Genomic DNA, 17,901 nt, shown 5'->3' on the forward strand with positions numbered 1-17,901 from the left:
ACGGCCGGACGGCGCCCACCACGGGGCGGCGCCGCCCGGCCGCCGGTCGAGGTCAGTGCACCTCGACGCGGTCGCCGTCGTGTACGAGCACCTGGTCGTCGCGCAGCGTGCGGTGCGGCACGCCCGAGGCGCGATATTCGGCCACCACCCGGCCGAGTACCTCGCTCTCGGGGTGACCGGGGGTGTCGAAGTGCGGTACGACGGCGTGGTCCAGCACCGCCAGGCCGTCCCAACACACCGGGTCGCCGTACAGCGCGGTCACCACGTCCGCGTCGTCGCACCGTTCGAGCCCGCGCAGGCTGGGCGCGAGGACACAGGCACCGGCGCTGTAGCCCGCGTAGACGATGGCGTCGCGGCGCAACAGGTCCACCAGTACGGTGTCCGCCCCGCTGCGGGCCAGCGCGTGGCGCAGCAGGAACACATTGCCGCCGCGCACCCACACTGCGGCGAACCGGCCCAGCACGGCGGCGACTTCGGCGGCGGGCCGATCGAAGTACGCACGCAGGTCGACCTCGGTCGGCCGCAGCCCCAGGGCCCGCATCGCATCCGACTCCTGCTCGACCCCGAGCGCACGCACGGCCGCCGGCCGCTCGTCGATCGCATTGACGACCACCGCAACCTCGGCCCCTTCGGCCCGCTCGAACAACGCGAGCAACCGCGCCGAGTGGTCCCCGACCCCAAAAGACGAAAGATACAACCGCATCACCGGACCCTAACCGAAGCCGACCACGGCCCGGAGCCGGATACCGACCCGACCCCGGCCCACCGCCACAAACCGCAACCAACTCCCGAAACGCCAACCAATCCAGCCCGTCCGGCGCTTGAGGACGCCACAGCCACAGACCGGCCCGACCCGCGACGGACCCCGCGCCAGCACCAGGCAAGGCCGAGCGCAGCGAGGTGCGCACCGGGCAATGCCAAGCCCAGCAACGACACCGACCCGACCCGGCCCGGCCCCAGCCCACCGCCCCGAACCGCAACCAGCTCCCGAAACGCCAACCAAACCAGCCCGTCCGGCGTTTGAGGACGCCACAGCCGCAGGCTGGCCCGGCCCGCGACGGGCACCGCGCCGGCACCAGGCAGGGCCGAGCGCAGCGAGGTGCGTGCGACACGCTGAGTAGTCAAGCGCACACCTACTGCTCTCGGGCGGCCTCGACCCGTAGGGTCGCCAGGGTGACGCCTCTCGATCGTCGGAGCCTGCTTCGGCAGTTGGCCCGCGCCGCCGCGCTCGGTGCCGCCGGTGCGGTGGCGTCCGGGTGTGGCGACGGGGGTTCGCAGGCGTCCCCGCCGGCGTCCCCAAAGGCGTCCCCGCACGCGTCCACCTCCTCCGCCGCACGAACAACCGGCGGCAACAGCTCCGCGCCGGCCGCCTATCCGGAGCCACCACCGCTGCCCGCCGGGTTGCCGTTCCAGCTCACTTCCGGCCCCGCGGGTCGCCCCCAGGTGGCGCTGACCTTCCACGGCCAGGGCAGTCCGCAGCTCGCCGAATCGCTGCTCGGCCAGTTGGAATCGGCCGGCGCGCACGGCACCGTACTGGCCGTCGGCTCGTGGCTCGACGAACAGCCACAGATGGCCCACCGAGTCCTCACCCGCGGCCACGAGCTGGGCAATCACACCATGCATCACGGCGACATCTCCACGATGTCCGCCGAGCAGACCTACGCCGAGATCACCCAGTGCGCCGACCGCCTGCGCCGGCTCACCGGCTCGATCGGCCGCTGGTTCCGCCCCTCCCGGGCCAAGGACTGCACCGCCCTGGTCGGCGACCAGGCCCGCCGCGCCGGATACGCGCACTGCCTGGGCTACGACCTGGACTCACTGGACTTCACCGACCCCGGCCCCGCCGCCGTCACCCGTACCGTGCTGACCGCGGTGCGGCCGGGCTCGGTGGTCAGCCTGCACTTCGGACACCCGGGCACCGTAGCCGCGATGCCCGCCATCCTCGACGGCCTACGCACCCGCGGTCTGCGGGCGGTCACGATGTCGGAGCTCGTCACCTGATGACCACTCACCTATCCCCCACCCGCCGCCGCGTCCCCGGCCCGGCCGCCCTGCTGTTGGCGGGATGTTGCCTGCTGGCCGCCGCCTGCGGGTCCTCCACGGGGTCGACGGCGACGCCCTCCCCGAGCAAACCTGCGGCCGTCGTCCCCTCGGCCCCGGCGCCCGAGCCGGCCGCGGCGACCGCGAACCTGCTCCCCGGGATGCCCCCGCCGCTCGACCCGCACGACCTGTACGCGGCCGACCGCCCCGGCATGCTCGCCGACGCGGTCAAGGACTTCCCGTCCCGGGTCTACGTACCCAACACCGAGTCGAACACGGTCAGCGTGATCGACCCGACCACCTACAAGGTCGTCGAGACGATCAAGGTCGGCCGGCAGCCGCAACACGTGGTGCCGTCCTGGGACCTGAAGACCCTGTGGGTCAACAACGACCTCGGCAACACGCTGACCCCGCTCGACCCGGCGACCGGCAAGACCGGCGAGCCGGTGGATGTGCACGACCCGTACAACCTCTACTTCACGCCGGACGGCAAATACGCGGTCGTGATGGCCTCGATGGACCGCCAACTGGTGTTCCGCGACGCGCACACGATGGCCGTGGTCAAGTCCGTGCCGAGCCAGTGCGCGGGGGTCAACCACGCCGACTTCTCGCCCGACGGCAAGTACTTCATCGTCTCGTGCGAGTTCTCCGGCGAGTTGCTCAAGGTCGACACCGCCGAGATGAAGGTGCTGGCCAAGCAGAAGATCCCGCAGTCCGGTTCGATGCCGCAGGACGTCAAGATCTCCCCCGACGGCCGCACCTGGTACATCGCCGACATGATGGCCGACGGCGTCTGGGTGCTCGACGGCGACGCCTTCACCACCCCCACCAAGCTGAAGACCGGCAAGGGCGCGCACGGCCTCTACGCCAGCCGCGATTCGAAGAGCCTGTACATCTCCAACCGGGGCGAGGGCTCGATCTCGGTACTCGACTTCGCCACCGGCACGCTGGCCGCCAAGTGGCAACTCCCCGGCGGCGGCAGCCCGGACATGGGCGGGGTGTCCGCCGACGGCAAGGTGTTGTGGCTCAGCGGGCGGTACAACGCCGAGGTGTACGCGATCGACACCACCGACGGCAAGCTGCTCGCCCGGATCCCGGTCGGCATCGGCCCGCACGGGTTGTGCGTCTACCCGCAACCCGGCCGCTACTCGCTCGGCCACACCGGCGTCTTCCGCTGACCGGACGACCCTGGTGCCGGGCGCGGCACCGGCACCGGGCGCGGCGCCGGGTGCCCACACACGCGGGCGGCGAGGGACGGGCATCCCTCGCCGCTTGCGCCGCACCCCGCGCCTCACCGCATCCGCTTCACCACCTCCGCCTCACCGCATCCGCTTCACTGCCTCCACTTCACCGCCTCCACCTCACCGGGCGCGTAGGTCGGACAATCCCGGCCAACGCTCGCCGAGTTCCGCGTCGGCGGCGGGCAGGCCGAGTTGGTCCAGGACGCGCATCACGATGTGGTCCACGACCTCGGCGACACTGCCCGGCCGGTCGTAGAACGCCGGCATCGGCGGCACGATCCGCACCCCCATCCGAGCCAGCGCCAGCATGTTCTCCAGATGGATCTCGCTCAGCGGCGTCTCGCGCGGCACCAGCACCAGCGGACGCCGCTCCTTGAGCGTGACATCCGCCGCCCGAGTGAGCAGATTGTCCGCGAACCCGTGCCGAATCGCCGCGAGCGACTTCATGCTGCACGGCACCACCACCATGCCCGCGACCGGATAGGACCCGGACGACACGGTCGCCCCCAGCTCGCCGAACCTGTGCGTGACATCGGCCAGTTCGCTGAACTCGCGGACCGAGTACGGGGTCTCCACCTCGATCGTGGAGCGGGCCCACGTGCTCAGGATCAGATGGGTCTCCAGGTACGGCACCCGGCGCAGGATCTCCAACATCCGGGCCGCGATCGGCGCCCCGGTGGCGCCGGTGACCCCGACGATCAGCCGGCCGGGAGCGGCGACGGTGGTCACGACAGGACGCCCGCCCAGCGCCGGCGCAGCGCCTCGCGGCTCGCCTCGTCGAAGCGGTTGGCAGCCGGATACCGGTCCTTCCACGCAAACGGCTTGCACGCGTCGATCAACACCACGCCCATCGACAGATCGCCCGCCGCCCGCTTGTCCGGCGACAGCCGCGGATCGATCGCGGTGGTCGGCGCGCGCAACACCTGGATCGACTCGGCCGGGTCGACCCGGGTGAACATCGCCCACAACACGTGGTTGATGTCGGTGATGTCGATGTCCTCGTCGACCACCACGAAGTAGCGCTCCATCCCGCCGGTGCGCTTGCGGCCGAGCGCCGCGAACAGCGCGTGCATCGCGTCGCCCGCGCCGGTCTGCTCGATCGAGACGACCATCATCAGCTGACGGGCGTAGGCCCATACACCCTTGACGTGCTGTACGCCGGACGCCTCCAGGTGATCCCAGGTCACCGACGCCGAGTACAGCGGCACCGCCTGATCGCCGGCCGGCACGGTGGGCAACATCGGCGGCGCGCCCAGGATGATCGGATCGTTCCGGTGCAGGATCCGGGTCACCCGCACCACCGTCTCCTGCCCGGAGTGCGTGTAATAGCCGGTCCACTCGCCGAACGGGCCCTCCAGTACCGACTCCTCCGCCGGCGACGGCATTTCGCCCTCGATCACGATCTCCGCGTGGGCCGGTACCGGCAGATCGCTGCCGGGGGCGAACAGCACCTCGACGCCCTCCCCGCGCAGCCCGCCGGCCAGGTCGTACTCGGACATCCCCGCCGGCGCCGCGATCGCCGCCGCGGTGGACAGGATCGGGTCCTGGCCGACCACGACCGCGATCGGACAGGTCTGCCCGCGCGCCCAGTACTTCTCGGCGATCGCCCGGGCGTGCCGGTTGCCCAGCATCCACAGCGAGAGCCGATCCCGACCCTGGACGCAGGCCCGGTAGGTGCCCACGTTGACCCACCCGGTGTCCGGGTCGCGGGTGATCACCATGCACGCGGTGCCGATGTACCGACCGCCGTCCGCGTCGTGCCACTGCGGTGCGGGGAAGATGCCGAGGTCCACGTCGTCCCCGACCAGTACGTTCTCCAGGACCGCACCGGTGTCCACGGTCACCGGCGGGATCGGCTCCAGCCGCTTGCTCAGGTCCTTCCAGGCCCGCACGATGTCCAGCTTGGCGGTGTCCGGCGGCAGGCCCAGGGCCACCGCGGTACGCGCCGGCGTACCCATGAAGTTGGTGAACACCCGGAAGCCCGCCGGGAATCCGGGAATGTTGTCGAACATCAGCGCGGGCCCCTCACGCTCCGCCATCAGCTCGGTGATCCCGCCGATGTCCGCGTCCCGGTCGGCGCCGTCGACCTGCCGGACCTCGTCGGCGCCGAGGGTGGTGGTCAGGTTCTCGATGTAGTGCCGCAGATCCTTGAAATTGCTCATGGGAACGAGGATCCGAACCCACCACCACCCGAGGCAACGAGTCGCGAGCCGGACGCCGGATCCTGCCGGATATAGACTCCCTATACGTGGAATACCTCGATCTACAGCTGATCCACGCACTGAAAATCGACGGACGCGCGCCGCTGCGCCGAATCGCGTCGGCGCTCGGCGTCTCCGACCAGATGGTGGCCCGGCGCTATGCGCGCCTGCGCGAGACCGCCGCACTGCGCGTGGTGGGCCGGCTCAACCCGCGACCGGTCGGGCAGAGCGTGTGGGTGCTGCGCCTCCAGTGCGTCCCGCACGCGGCGCTCGGTCTGGCCCGCGCGCTGGCCGAGCGCGAGGACACCCGCTGGGTCCGGCTTGCCTCCGGCGGCACCGAGATCGTCTGCCACCTGGTGGTGGCCGGCGCCGGCGACGACGACCGCGACGAACTCCTCTTGGACCGCATCCCGGCCGGCCGCCGGGTCACCTCGATCACCGCACACCGCCTGCTGCGGCTGTTCAAGGGCGGCCCCACTTCGTGGGACGGCCCGGCGAGCGTACTCGGCCGGCCCGCCCTGAGCCAGGCCCAACAGGACGCGCTCGCCCCGCCCTACCCGACCCCCGACGCCCGATCCGGCCCGGTCGAACTCACCGACCTCGACCACGTCCTGCTCGCCGTGCTCAGCCGCGACGGCCGAGCCCCACACGCCGCGCTCGCCGCGACCGCGCGCTGCCACGAGTCCACGGCCCGCCGCCGGATCACCCACCTGCGCACGGCCGGCGCCCTCTTCTTCGACCTGGAAGTCGACGAACGCCCGATCGGCAACCCGTCCGCCACCGCCATGTGGCTGACCGTGCGCCCGGCCCACCTGGCCACCATCGGCGCCACCCTGGCCACCCACCCGGAGGTCGCCTACGCAGCCGCCACCACAGGCCGCACCAACCTGGTGGCCACCACCCTGACCGCCGACGACGAGGCCCTGTACACCTACCTGGCCGACCGCCTGGGCCCACTACCAGGCATCGAAACGGTGGAAACCGCCCCGATAATCCGCACCGTGAAACGAGTGGGCACAATCCCGAAGGTCCACCCGATCAAACCGGATAACGAACAAGCCCGGCGGTAACCAACCCGAACCCAAAGGGTTCGGGAATCGGCACGGTGTCCCCGAACTTCCCGTTCCACTGTCGGTGGTAACGCCCGTCACCCGGTTCGGAGTAGAGCGTGATCGCCGCCTCGCGCGGATCGACCAGGAGGTACAGCGGGATATCCATCAGCGGGTAGTCCCGCACCTTCCCGACCAAATCATTCTCCGGATTCGACGGCGAAACGATCTCCACCGCAATCGCCGCCAGTTCCGCCGGCACGTCGTTGCCGCCGAGTTCGACCACCGCGACGGGAATGTAGGTCAGATCCGGATTACGCAACTTTCCGACATTCGGCGATGCCAGATCGGTGTTCTCGCTCGGCATCAGATCACCCGGCCGATGCGTGTCGAACTGCTCGCGAACGATCAGCAGATTGCGCTGATGGATCACCGACGGCCCTGCCATCATGATGATCTCGTCGCCGGAGACTTCGATCTTCCAGCCAGATGGCGGGGTCAGGCTCTGCGCGTACTCGAGCAACTGGGCGTGACGCTCGGGGATCCGGAAATCAGCCATGCTCCATCCTTGCATCCGCCGACCCACGACTCGGCCTCCCGGCCCGCGCGGCGCTTCCCGGTGCCGTCCTGATCCCGGCGAACCGGTCGGGATGACCTGACCGCGCCCGATCGCCGACGGTCACGTTCGGGTACGGACAACACCCGCAACCGGCGAAGCCATTCCCTGCGAGGATGCGTCTCGTGCCTTACTTCACTTCGTTTGACGGAACCAGGTTGTACTACTCGACCACCGGGAGCGGCCCGGCGCTGGTCTGCCTGGCGGGCGGGCCGGGGGCGGACGTCCGCGATCTCGGCGATCTCGGCGGACTGGATCGCCACCACACTCTGGTACTCCTCGATGCCCGGGCCGCCGGGCGGTCCGACGTCCCCGCGGACCGTGGCAGTTGCGCCTTCACCGAGCAGGGCCGGGACGTCGAGGAACTGCGCCGACACCTGGGCATGGAGCGGGTGGACGTGCTCGGCCACTCGGCCGGCACCCTGACGGCTCAGGAATTCGCGGCCCGCCACCCGGAGCGGTTGGGCAAGCTGGTACTGGTTACCCCGGTCGGCCTGGTCGCCCGGGAGGTGGACGAGGCCGAGGTGGCTGCCATTCGGGAGCGGCGGGCCTGCGAGCCGGGAAGTGCCGAGGCGCTGGCCGCCGGGGTGTCGCCGTGGAGCTACGGCGCCTGGTCGGAGGCGACACGAAGGCACTACGAGGCCGAGGCCGGCTATCCGCAGCCGCCTTCGTGGCTGCGCGAGGCCTTCTATGTGCGCCCCGCCTCCACCGCGGCTGCCACCGCCGAAGTTGCCCGCCGCGCCGCTGTGCTCGGCCCGGTGCTGGCGGTCGCCGGTGCCGAGGACGGCGTGGCAGGCACCGCGCCGACGCGGCTCGTCGCGTCCTGCTACCCGGCCGCCCGGTCGCAGGTGCTGGCCGGATGCGGACACTGGCCCTGGATCGACAAGCCGGCGGAATTCCGCGACCTGGTCGCCGGATTCCTGGGCAACCGGCCGGACGTCGAGGCCGGCGGGCCTACCGCTGAACAGGCGGTTGCCACTCCCGACGCCTGATCCGTCGACGAGACATCGGTTGTCGTCGACCGTGGTTGCCGGGGGCGTCGTGCTTTTGGGTTCCTCCGGCTGCCGCGGCAATCGCTTCGGTGTGGCCGCGCGGACGCGTGGCCGCGCGGCCCGCGAACTCGCGTGGGTCAGGCGGGAGTTGTCGCGAGAGTTGTCGGGCGGGTGACAACGAACATGAAGCAGCCGTAGGTGATGTTGCGGATGTGGATCTGGGCTATTTCCGGGTCGGCGAGGATCGTGGTGAGGGTTTCCTCCGGGGATCCGCCGTCGTGCGCTCGGGACGTGGGGTGGATGCGGCCGTCGGCGTCGTAGGCGCGGAAGATCTGGGCGCGGTTTCGCCAGTGCGGCGGGTAGGCGTCGGTGGTGGGGCCGGGGCAGGGAGCGGCGTGCGTGAAGACCGGGCCGATCTCTCGGTACGGGCTCGTCGGGAGCGGGGGTTCGTAGCCGAACAGGATGATGGGTTCGGCCGGGGCGGCCTCGCGAAGGCAGCAGCGCAGCGGTTCGCCGCCGCCGGCGACGCGGAACTCGATCGGGTTGCCGGAGACATCCAGGCCGGTGCTGCGGACCTTGCCGAGCAGGTCCGGGGGGATCGCGTGGACGGTGAAGGTCGGGATGGCGGGGGTGGTTGATGCGGTGGACTCGGGGGATTCGGTGGACTCGGGGGATTCGGTGGTTGCCGTGGTGGCGGTCGTCATGGGATCAGGGTGCTGGGGGTTCGGCTCGGGTGCCGGCGGGATTCGGACGGCGCGTTGGGGGTGGGCTACGAGTCCAGGCGGCACCAACCCTTGTGGTAGGCCGACCAGTCCTCGTCCGTGGCGGTGAAGTCGACGTACAGGGCCACCCCGACGGAGGGGCGGTGCAGGGCGTGCCGGGTGACGGCCAGGCGGACGCCTCGGATCGCCGCCGGGACGGTTTCGGCGGAGCCGCGGTGGCCCCACGTATCGGCGTAGTAGGCGGGTAGGCCCATCAGCACGTCCACCCGGGACGGGGTCGCTTCGAGGGCCAGGGCGGTTTGTTCGGCCACGTAGCCGCCGTACAGGGACTCCAGCGGCATCGACGTGTCGTAGGACATCATCGCGATCTGGTCGACGCGGCGGGCCACTTGGCCGAAGTAGCGTTGGGACCACCACTTCGGGTGGTCGCGAAGCAGTTGCGCGGCCGAGTGCAGGGCCGGCAGCGGGTCGATCTGGGCGGCGGCGACGGAGAGTTGCCTGCCGCGGGCGGTGGTGAGCGCGTGGGTGGCGGTGAGCAGGGTCAGGAAGTCCTCGTTTCCGGACCAGATCGGTTCCAGGTCGAAGTGCACGCCGTCGAAACCGGCATCGAGGACGTGGGCGGCCGACGCGGTGACGGCCTCGCGGACACGCGGTTGGTCCAGGTGCAGGCCGGGGCCGCCGTGCGAGACGATGTTGCCGAGCCAGGCCTGGACGCGGACGCCCGGCAGTTCGTGGTGTACCGCGTCGATCAGCCACCTCGCCCTGGGGTAGTCGCGGGCCGGAAGTGTGCCGTCGTCTTCGAGGGGGCCGGTGTGCACGTACAGGTCGCGGATGCCGGTACCGCGTAACCGCCCGGCCAGCGCGGCCAGTTCGGCCGGGCCCTTGCGGCCGTCCACCCACGCGTGGCCGAGCCAGATCGCGTCCCGGCCGCGGGTACGGGCCTGGTCCGACGGGTCGCCGGCGTACTCCAGGCGCAGCGCGAGCGCGGCGGCGGCGACGGGTACGACCGGCAGACTCACCAGGAGCAGCACGACGACGGTGATCCGCCGCCACCGACTCCACGACCGCCACCGACGCCGCAACCACCCTCGACGCGGCGGCGCCGCAGCGGGCCCGTCGGCCTCGGGCGAGTCGGCCCGACCGTCGGCCGCATCGGCCGCATCGACCTCGCGGACACCGGCCCGGTGCGCCGAGGCATCGCCCTCGGCACCGACACCGGCACCGGCCTTGGCCTGGGAATCCGCGTCCGCGTTTTCCGCGTCGGCGTCGACATCGGCGGCAAGTCCGCCCGGCTCCTTGGCGGTTCGCCCGGGTTCGGCGATGGCGATGTGGATCGTCCCCCTGCGTCGTGGCCGGCCGACCACGCGGATCGGGAGCGATCCGCGTCGGCGGGCCGACCGTGGCGAGGGCGGTCGAACGCCGACCCCCGCCTACAACGGACGCATTTCGCCGACGAAGCGTTCCAACCCGGCGACGAACCCCTGCCGCCACGAAGACCGCAATCGATGAACCGCCGCCCACAAAGTACGCGTTCAGCCCGGGAACACACCGAACCGGCCTCGGCGCCGCAGTGCTACGACGCCACGGCGCCACGACCGGCACGAAGACCACGGACGGCGAACCCCCGCCCACACCGGACGCGTTCGACCCACGAAGCACCCCGCCCCGGCAGGGACACCCCCGATAGGCACGAAGGCGACGAACGACGGTGTACAGCCGCCCGCAACACACACCTCCGACCCAGGAAGCACCCTGCCCCGATGGCGCCCCCAATCGGCGCGGAGACCGCCGGCAACGACGAACCCCCGCCTACCCCGGACGCCTCCGGCCCGGAAAGCATCCATGCCCGGCAGCCACGCCCCGGGTCGGCCCCGGACGCGTCCCGGCCCGGCCCGGTAGCCAGGCTCCGAGTCAACCCGGGACGCACCTCAACCCGGCGACCGCACCCCGGGCCGGCACGGCACCCAACAGCGACCAACCCCCGCCTACATCGTCCGCGTTCGGCTCAGGAAGCGTTCCAGGCCCGCCGTGACGCCCGCCGTCGGGACCGTGGTCGCGAACCACGACGCCTCCACCGCCAAACCCTCGTCGATCGGCAGGTTGATCCCCCGCGTCACCGCGGCCAGGCACGCGTGTACCGCGCTCGCCGGATGCCGGATGATCCGCTCGGCCAGGGCGACCGCCGTCGGCATCAGGTCCTCGGCCGGTACCACCCGGTTGACCAGGCCGAGTTCGGCGGCGCGCGGGGCGTCGATCGGGTCGCCGGTCAGGATCAGTTCCAGGCCGAGCTTGCGGCCGACGTGCCGGGGCAACCGCTGCGATCCGCCGAACGGCGGCGGGAAGCCCAGGGTGATCTCGGGCTTGGCGAACGTGGCGTGCTCGGCCGCGACGGCCAGCGGTGCGGCCTCGGTGATCTCGCAACCGCCGCCGTAGGCAAGGCCGTTGACTGCGGCGATCATCGGCTTGGGGAAGTTCTCGATGCGTCGGGTCAGGCCCTGGCCGCGGCCGACGATCTCGCGCAGCGCCCGATCGACGCCGCCGGCGATGCTGCCGGCCAGGTCGCCGATGTCCGCACCGGCACTGAACGCGCGCTCGCCCGCGCCGGTCAGGATGACAGCCCGTTGTGTGTCGTCGGCCTCCACCGCGTCCAGCGCTGCGGTGAGCGCGTCGATGGTGGCGTAGTCGAGCGCGTTGAGCTTCTTCGGCCGGTCGATGGTCAGCGTGGTGATGGCGCCGTCGCGCTCGACGCGGACCGTGTCGAATGGTGCCTGGGGCTTCACGGGCGTGGTGCTCCGATCGGGTTGGGTACGGGGATCAGACCGCTGTCGACCAGGTGTCGGGCCAGCGGCGTGGCCAGCGTGATCGCCTCCTCCACGCCGGCGGCGCCCAGCAGGGTGACCGGGTCGGCGGCGAGGCGGTCGGTGGCGTGTTCGATGTCGCGGCGCAACGCTCCGCCGGTCTTGGTGAGTCGGGAGTCGCGGTCGAGCAGGCCGCGCGCGACCAGGCGGCGGCGGGCCAGTTCCCACTGCGCGTCGGACCAGCCTCTGCTGCTCTGCAGCAGGTCGCGCGGGACGTTGCCGGTGGCGGCGTGGGTGAGGGTGGCCTCGATGCCGGTGAGGCCGGCGTGTACGACGGCGATGATGTGCCCGTCGCCGCGATGTTCGCGCAGCACCGTAGTGGCCAGCCACAGCCGGCCGACCACACTGTCCGGACGCCGCACCCCCGACCAGGCCGCGGCGAGCGGCCGGCCCTCGTACCCGCATCCCTCGACGGCCCGCTCCAGCAGGTCGGCGAGCCGTTCGAGGAGGCGGTCGCCGACCGGAGGCAGGACCCGGGTCAGCGCCGCCTCGACCGCGCCGATCCGGGTGTCCAGCACCTTCGCGGGCGTCGTGTACGCCCACGCGTCCGGCAGCGCGCGGGCCACCCGGGCGGGCGCGAACGCGAAGCACAGCGCGTTGGCCTCGGGTGCGCGCAGCGGGCCCAGTGGCGCGAGGCGGCCCGCGAAGTACCCCATCCACCAGCCGATCAGGCCCAACGCGCGGGCCGCCTCGGCCGGTTCGGGCGCGAAGTAGGCGACCGCGTGGACGGGTTCGATCGTTTCCCAGAAGCGTCTGGCCAGGGTTGGGGTGGGGGTGGAAGACAACGGCGGGCCTCTCCCTGCGAGCCGACAACGGCGGGTGAACGCCGAATACCGGCACCGATCACCGATAACGACAGCCACCCTGCCCGTTGTCCCACGCCCGAGACAGTGCCAATCTGAGCGAATGGACCAGGATCTGGGCTGGTGGGTACGGATCGCCCTGGACGAGTGGCAGGCCCGGCCCGGCCCGCGCCACCGGCGGATCGCCGAGTCGTTGGCCGAGGCGATCGAACGCGGCCTGGCCGGCGCCGGCGCCCGCCTCCCCGCGGAGCGCCCGCTCGCGGACGCCCTCGGCGTCGGTCGCGGCACCGTCGTCCGCGGCTACGAGACGCTCGCCGCCGCCGGCCTGGTCCAGCGCCGCCAGGGCGCCGGCACGTTCGTCGAACCGCGCCCCGGCTGGACCCACCCGCCCACCGCCGCCGTACTCCCGGTCCGCCGCCTCGTCCCCGATGCCGAGGTCCTCGACCTGTCCCTGTCCGTCCCAGCCGGCACCGGCCATCTCCCGCCCGTGGACGGCTCGTTCACCCTGTCCGGTCGGGACGGCCACGGCCTGCACCCCGGCGGCCTGCCCGAATTGCGCGCCGCACTGGCCGCGCACCTGAGCACCCACCTGGGCCTGCCGACCACCCCCGACCAGCTGATCGTCACCGCCGGCGCCCGGCACGCGCTGTCCCTGGTGATCGCGGCGCTGGTCTCGCCGGGGCGCACGGTGCTCACCGGCTGCCCGACCACACCCGGCCTGGCCGCCACGGTGGCGGCGGCCGGGGGCCGGCTGATCGGCGTCGGGGTGGACACGCTCGGGCTGGACGTGGCGGCCGTCGACCGGGCCGCCGCCCGCCTGCACGCGCCGGTGATCCTGGTCGCCTCGGCCGCCCACGACCCCACCGGCGCGACCCTGGCCGGCACCCGGCGCCGCGCGCTGCTCGCGGTGTCCCGGGGCCGGGACGCGGTCCTGGTCGAGGACCTGGCCCAGGCCGGCCTGGACCTGGCCCCGGGCGCCGACCGGCCCGGCCCACTCGCCGCCGGCGACGACGCGGTGATCGCGATCGGCTCGTTGTCCAAGATGTTCTGGGCCGGCCTGCGGGTGGGCTGGCTGCGCGCCCCGGGCGCACTGCGCGGCTACCTGGCACAGGCCGCCGCGACCGGCGCGGTGGCGCCGAGCGTGCCGGCGCAGGTGTTGGCCGCCCGGCTGCTGCGCGCCGCCGACGCGCCCTGGCAGGACGGGCTGCGCCGCGCCCTGACCGAGCGCCGGGACCTGCTGCTCGACCTGGTGGCGGGCCAGTTGCCGGCGTGGCGGGTGGACCCGCCGCAGGCGGGCCTGTCGTTGTGGGCCGCGCTGCCGGTCGCCGATGCCACCACATTTGTGCACCTGGCCGCGCGCTACGGCGTCCTGGTCGCCCCCGGCGTCGCCGCGTGCGTGGACGGCCGGCACCGCTCCGGCGTACGCCTGTCCTTCGCCGAATCGGCGGCCACCCTCGAATCCGCCGTCGACCGACTGACCGCCGCGTGGGAGGAGCACACCCGGCGGCTGGCGGCAAGTCGCTGACCGACCCGGCGCCCGATCGGCGGTTCCGCGCCCACCGCGCTGGGCAGCGACCAGGACATGACCTCCTCCCCCACCGCCACGCCCTCGATCGACATGCCCTACACGCAACTCGGCCGCACCGGACTCACCGTCGGCCGGCTGGTCCTGGGCACGATGAACTTCGGCCCCGCCACCGACGAACGCGACAGCGGCCGGATCATGGACGTCGCGCTCGACGCCGGGATCAACCTCTTCGACACGGCCGACGTATACGGACGTTCCCAGCTGACCGGCGCCGGTGCCCGGGGCGCGACCGAGGAACTGGTCGGGCGCTGGCTGGCCCGCGGCGACCATCGGGACCGGGTCGTCCTGGCCACCAAGGTCTACGGAAGCTGGGGCGATCTGCCCAACTCGGGCGGCCTGAGCGCCCGGCACATCCGTCAGGCGTGCGAGAACAGCCTGCGCCGGCTGGGCACCGACCACATCGACGTCTACCAGATGCACCACATCGACCGGCGGGTGCCGTGGGAGGAGCTGTGGCAGGCGATGGACCTGCTGGTCGCCCAGGGCAAGGTGCTCTACGTCGGCTCGTCCAACTTCGCCGGCTGGCATATCGCCCAGGCCCAGGAGGCCGCGGCCCGCCGCTCGTCGCTCGGGCTGGTCAGCGAGCAGTGCCTGTACAACCTGGCCGAACGCGCGGCGGAGGCCGAGGTACTGCCGGCCGCGCAGGCGTACGGACTCGGCGTCATCCCGTGGTCGCCGCTACAGGGCGGCCTGCTCGGCGGCGTACTGGAGAAGGAGCGCGAGGGCGGCCGGCATCGCACGGGCGGTGACCGGGCGCAGACGCAGTTGGCCGCGCGGCGCGGGCAGATCGAGGCGTACGAGGAACTGTGCACCAAGCTCGGCACGCCGCCGAGCGAGGTCGCGCTGGCCTGGCTGCTCACCCGGCCGGAGGTGACCGGGCCGATCGTGGGCCCCCGTACGCTCGGCCAACTCGAGTCGGCGCTACGCGCACTGAGCGTCGAGCTGGACGCGGACGCGCTCGCCGAACTCGACCGGATCTTCCCCGGCCCGGGCCCGGCTCCGGAGTCTTTCGCCTGGTAGGGAGCCTGCGGGAGACCCGACGAGCACCCGACGAGCACCCGACGACCAGCCGACAAGCACCCGACGAACACCCGATTCGAACAATGTGACCCAGGTCACGTCGCCAATCGAAATATCCGGGGACTTCCTGTCCGTTTAACCGAGCGAATCAACAATCGGGGATTCTTTCCCCGGTTGTGCATCGGGCCTCGGTCAGCACACACCGACAGGATGGGAAGGAGCCGGATCATGGGCAGCACCGCAGGCGTCGCCGTCATCACCGACGTCGTCGAGGACCGTGGTCCGCGGCTTCGCGCCGACGCCCGACGCAACCGCGAGCGGATCATCGCCGCGGCGCGCGAGATGTTCGTCGAGCACGGCGCGGACGTGCCGTTCGACGAGGTCGCGCGTCGCGCCGGGGTCGGCAACGCGACCCTCTACCGCCACTTCGCCGACCGCGGCGAGCTGGCCCATCGGGTCATCCTTTCCGTCCTGGAACGGATGACCGAGCAGGGCGAGCTGGCCGCGGCCGAGGAGCCGGAGGCCTTCACGGCCCTGCGGCGCTTCGCACACGGCGCGACGGAGGAGCGGATCGGCGCGCTGTGCACGCTGATGTCCGACACCGTCGACAAGACACACCCCGAGCTGATCGCGGCCCGGACGCGGCTGGAGCACCTGGTCGAGACGCTGATGACGCGCTCTCGGGCCGAGGGCCGGCTGCGGGCCGACATCGGCTCGGGTGATCTGCTGATGGCGATCACCCAACTCACCCGACCGCTGCCCGGGATGGGCGGCTGCATGGTGAACGACCGGTTCGTACACCGTCACCTCGACGTGCTGCTCGACGGTCTGCGCGCACCCGACCCCACCCCGCTGCCCGGCACCGCGGTGTCGATGCGGGATCTGGAACACCTGACCGACACCGAGGAGGACCAGGCCCGGCCCGACCGGCGCTGACGCGTCCCACCGACTCCGGCGACTCCGGCGACTCCATCGGATGTCGGACCCGCCTGTGACCATGTACCGATAGCCCCGGCAACACTTCACCGTCGCCGCGCGCCCAGCGCGCGGGCGAGGGCGCACCGTCCACCCCATCGCGACGCCCACCGTCGCTTCGCACCCCCAGGTGAGTACCCCCATGTCTGGAACCACCCCGCCCAAGACCGACCTGTCCAAGTCCGATTCGTCCGCGTCCGCCCGGTCCGGACCCGACCGCCTCAAAAGCCCGGTGCCCGATACCGGCGGCCCCGACCCCCGGCGCTGGAAAGCGCTGATCTTCATCGCCGTCGCCCAGCTGATGGTCGTCCTCGACGGCACCATCGTGAACATCGCGCTGCCGTCCGCCCAGACCGACCTGGGCATCTCCGACGGCAACAAACAATGGGTGATCACCGCGTACGCCCTCGCGTTCGGCGGGCTGCTGCTGTTCGGCGGCCGGATCGCCGACCTGTGGGGTCGGCGGCGCACCTTCATCGTCGGCCTGACCGGCTTCGCCGCCGCGTCCGCGCTCGGCGGCATAGCCGCGAGCACCGGGATGTTGCTCGGCGCCCGTGCGCTCCAGGGCATCTTCGGCGCGCTGCTCGCCCCCTCCGCACTGTCCCTGCTCGCGGTGATGTTCACCGACGCCAAGGAACGTGCCAAGGCGTTCGGCATCTTCGGCGCGATCGCCGGTGGTGGTGGCGCGGTGGGCCTGATCCTGGGCGGCGTGCTGACCGAATACATGAACTGGCGCTGGACGTTCTTCGTCAACATCCCGTTCGCCGTGGTCGCCATCGCGGGCGCGGTGCTGGTGATCCGGGAGCCGTTCGGCACCCGCAACCGTTCGCCGCTGGACATCCCCGGCGTGGTGTTGTCCTCGGTCGGCCTGGGCACCCTGGTCTACGCCTTCACCCGCGCGGAGAGCCACGGTTGGACCGCCGGCAGCACCGTGGGTCTGTTCGTCGCCGCCGTCGTGCTGCTCGCCTCGTTCGTCTTCGTGGAGAGCCGGGTCAAGGCCCCGCTGCTGCCGCTGCGGGTGCTCGGCGAGCGCAACCGGGCCGGTATCTACCTCTCGCTCGGCCTCGCGATCATCGCGATGTTCGGCCTGTTCCTGTTCCTCACCTACTACCTCCAGATCGTCAAGGGCTTCTCGCCGGTCAAGACCGGCCTGGCCTTCCTGCCGATGATCGCGGGCATGATCACCGGCTCGACCCAGATCGGCGCACGGCTGATGACCCGGGTGCCCGCCCGGCTGCTGATGGGCCCCGGCTTCCTGACCGCGGGTGTCGGCATGCTGCTGCTCACCCAGCTCGAGGTCGGCAGCTCCTACGTCGGGCTGATCCTGCCCGCGCAGATCCTGCTCGGCCTGGGCATGGGCACCGCGTTCATGCCGGCGATGAGCCTGGCCACGTACGGCGTCCAGCCGCGCGACGCGGGCGTCGCCTCGGCGATGGTCAACACGTCGCAGCAGGTCGGCGGCGCGATCGGGACGGCGCTGTTGAACACCATCGCGGCCAGTGCCACCACGTCCTACGTGGCCTCGCACGCGGCCGGCTCCGGTGGCCTGGAGGCGCTGAAGATGCAGGCCATGGTGCACGGCTACGCCACCGCGATCTGGTGGGCGGTCGGCATCCTGGCGGTGGCCTCGACGATCGCGTTCACGTTCATCACCGTCGGACACGGGGACAGCACGATGGTCGCCGCGAACGACAAGAACGCGGACGGGGACACGGACGCCGACGAGGTACCGATCCCGGTGCTCGTGCACTGATCCACCGGTCTCCGCCCCGATCGGGTGATCGAGACGCGGGCCC

The 17,901-nt window shown here is 71.9% G+C and carries 16 protein-coding genes; 8 read left to right on the plus strand and 8 right to left on the minus strand.

Annotation, left to right across the window (positions count from 1 at the left end; genetic code table 11):
• Positions 1-52: 52 nt before the first annotated feature.
• On the minus strand, positions 53-703 hold the full coding sequence (locus ABIA38_RS24220; protein ID WP_424640897.1) for a Type 1 glutamine amidotransferase-like domain-containing protein: 651 nt from the start codon (positions 701-703) through the stop codon (positions 53-55).
• Between the two features lie 470 nt (positions 704-1,173).
• Between ABIA38_RS24220 and ABIA38_RS24225 the strand changes: the two genes are divergently transcribed.
• Positions 1,174-2,001 carry a polysaccharide deacetylase family protein gene (locus tag ABIA38_RS24225; RefSeq protein ID WP_424640898.1) on the plus strand — a complete coding sequence of 276 codons (828 nt, stop codon included), beginning with the start codon at positions 1,174-1,176 and terminating at the stop codon, positions 1,999-2,001.
• On the plus strand, positions 2,001-3,218 hold the full coding sequence (locus ABIA38_RS24230) for a beta-propeller fold lactonase family protein (protein WP_424640899.1): 1,218 nt from the start codon (positions 2,001-2,003) through the stop codon (positions 3,216-3,218). Before ABIA38_RS24225 ends, ABIA38_RS24230 begins: the two co-directional genes overlap by 1 nt.
• Positions 3,219-3,401: 183 nt before the next feature.
• Here the strand turns inward: ABIA38_RS24230 and ABIA38_RS24235 are convergent, their stop codons facing one another.
• Together ABIA38_RS24235 and ABIA38_RS24240 are read right to left on the minus strand one after the other, a co-directional pair.
• Positions 3,402-4,010: a UbiX family flavin prenyltransferase gene (locus ABIA38_RS24235; RefSeq protein WP_424640900.1), complete on the minus strand. Its 609-nt coding sequence runs from the start codon at positions 4,008-4,010 to the stop codon at positions 3,402-3,404.
• A complete protein-coding gene (locus tag ABIA38_RS24240; RefSeq protein ID WP_424640901.1) occupies positions 4,007-5,443 on the minus strand; it encodes a UbiD family decarboxylase in 1,437 nt (478 codons plus the stop codon). The genes ABIA38_RS24235 and ABIA38_RS24240 overlap by 4 nt, the downstream gene beginning before the upstream one ends.
• 86 nt (positions 5,444-5,529) lie before the next feature.
• Here ABIA38_RS24240 and ABIA38_RS24245 point away from each other — a divergent pair, with 86 nt between their 5' ends.
• On the plus strand, positions 5,530-6,552 hold the full coding sequence (locus ABIA38_RS24245; RefSeq protein ID WP_424640902.1) for an Lrp/AsnC family transcriptional regulator: 1,023 nt from the start codon (positions 5,530-5,532) through the stop codon (positions 6,550-6,552).
• Here the strand turns inward: ABIA38_RS24245 and ABIA38_RS24250 are convergent.
• Positions 6,521-7,090, minus strand: a complete 570-nt coding sequence (locus ABIA38_RS24250; RefSeq protein ID WP_424640903.1) for a Uma2 family endonuclease — start codon at positions 7,088-7,090, stop codon at positions 6,521-6,523. The two genes, ABIA38_RS24245 and ABIA38_RS24250, sit on opposite strands and share 32 nt — an antisense overlap.
• A 182-nt stretch (positions 7,091-7,272) precedes the next feature.
• Between ABIA38_RS24250 and ABIA38_RS24255 the strand changes: the two genes are divergently transcribed.
• Positions 7,273-8,139: an alpha/beta fold hydrolase gene (locus ABIA38_RS24255; protein ID WP_424640904.1), complete on the plus strand. Its 867-nt coding sequence runs from the start codon at positions 7,273-7,275 to the stop codon at positions 8,137-8,139.
• Between the two features lie 137 nt (positions 8,140-8,276).
• On the opposite strand, the gene ABIA38_RS24260 is transcribed toward ABIA38_RS24255, so the two are convergent.
• From ABIA38_RS24260 to ABIA38_RS24275, 4 genes are all read right to left on the minus strand, one after another.
• Positions 8,277-8,843 carry a DUF1203 domain-containing protein gene (locus ABIA38_RS24260; protein WP_424640905.1) on the minus strand — a complete coding sequence of 189 codons (567 nt, stop codon included), beginning with the start codon at positions 8,841-8,843 and terminating at the stop codon, positions 8,277-8,279.
• Between the two features lie 65 nt (positions 8,844-8,908).
• Positions 8,909-10,225, minus strand: a complete 1,317-nt coding sequence (locus ABIA38_RS24265) for a hypothetical protein (RefSeq protein ID WP_424640906.1) — start codon at positions 10,223-10,225, stop codon at positions 8,909-8,911.
• Between the two features lie 621 nt (positions 10,226-10,846).
• A complete protein-coding gene (locus ABIA38_RS24270; protein ID WP_424640907.1) occupies positions 10,847-11,641 on the minus strand; it encodes a crotonase/enoyl-CoA hydratase family protein in 795 nt (264 codons plus the stop codon).
• Positions 11,638-12,504, minus strand: a complete 867-nt coding sequence (locus ABIA38_RS24275) for an SCO6745 family protein (RefSeq protein WP_424640908.1) — start codon at positions 12,502-12,504, stop codon at positions 11,638-11,640. The genes ABIA38_RS24270 and ABIA38_RS24275 overlap by 4 nt, the downstream gene beginning before the upstream one ends.
• 121 nt (positions 12,505-12,625) lie before the next feature.
• Here ABIA38_RS24275 and ABIA38_RS24280 point away from each other — a divergent pair, with 121 nt between their 5' ends.
• From ABIA38_RS24280 to ABIA38_RS24295, 4 genes are all read left to right on the plus strand, one after another.
• Complete coding sequence (locus ABIA38_RS24280; RefSeq protein WP_424640909.1) at positions 12,626-14,047, plus strand: PLP-dependent aminotransferase family protein; 1,422 nt, start codon at positions 12,626-12,628, stop codon at positions 14,045-14,047.
• A gap of 93 nt (positions 14,048-14,140) precedes the next feature.
• A complete protein-coding gene (locus ABIA38_RS24285) occupies positions 14,141-15,130 on the plus strand; it encodes an aldo/keto reductase (protein ID WP_424641045.1) in 990 nt (329 codons plus the stop codon).
• Positions 15,131-15,358: 228 nt separating this feature from the next.
• Positions 15,359-16,066, plus strand: coding sequence for a TetR/AcrR family transcriptional regulator (locus ABIA38_RS24290; protein ID WP_424640910.1), 708 nt, complete (start codon positions 15,359-15,361; stop codon positions 16,064-16,066).
• A gap of 181 nt (positions 16,067-16,247) precedes the next feature.
• Positions 16,248-17,858, plus strand: a complete 1,611-nt coding sequence (locus ABIA38_RS24295) for an MFS transporter (RefSeq protein ID WP_424640911.1) — start codon at positions 16,248-16,250, stop codon at positions 17,856-17,858.
• Positions 17,859-17,901: the final 43 nt, after the last annotated feature.

Source organism: Embleya sp. AB8 (genome assembly GCF_049739465.1).
Lineage (GTDB): Bacteria > Actinomycetota > Actinomycetes > Streptomycetales > Streptomycetaceae > Embleya.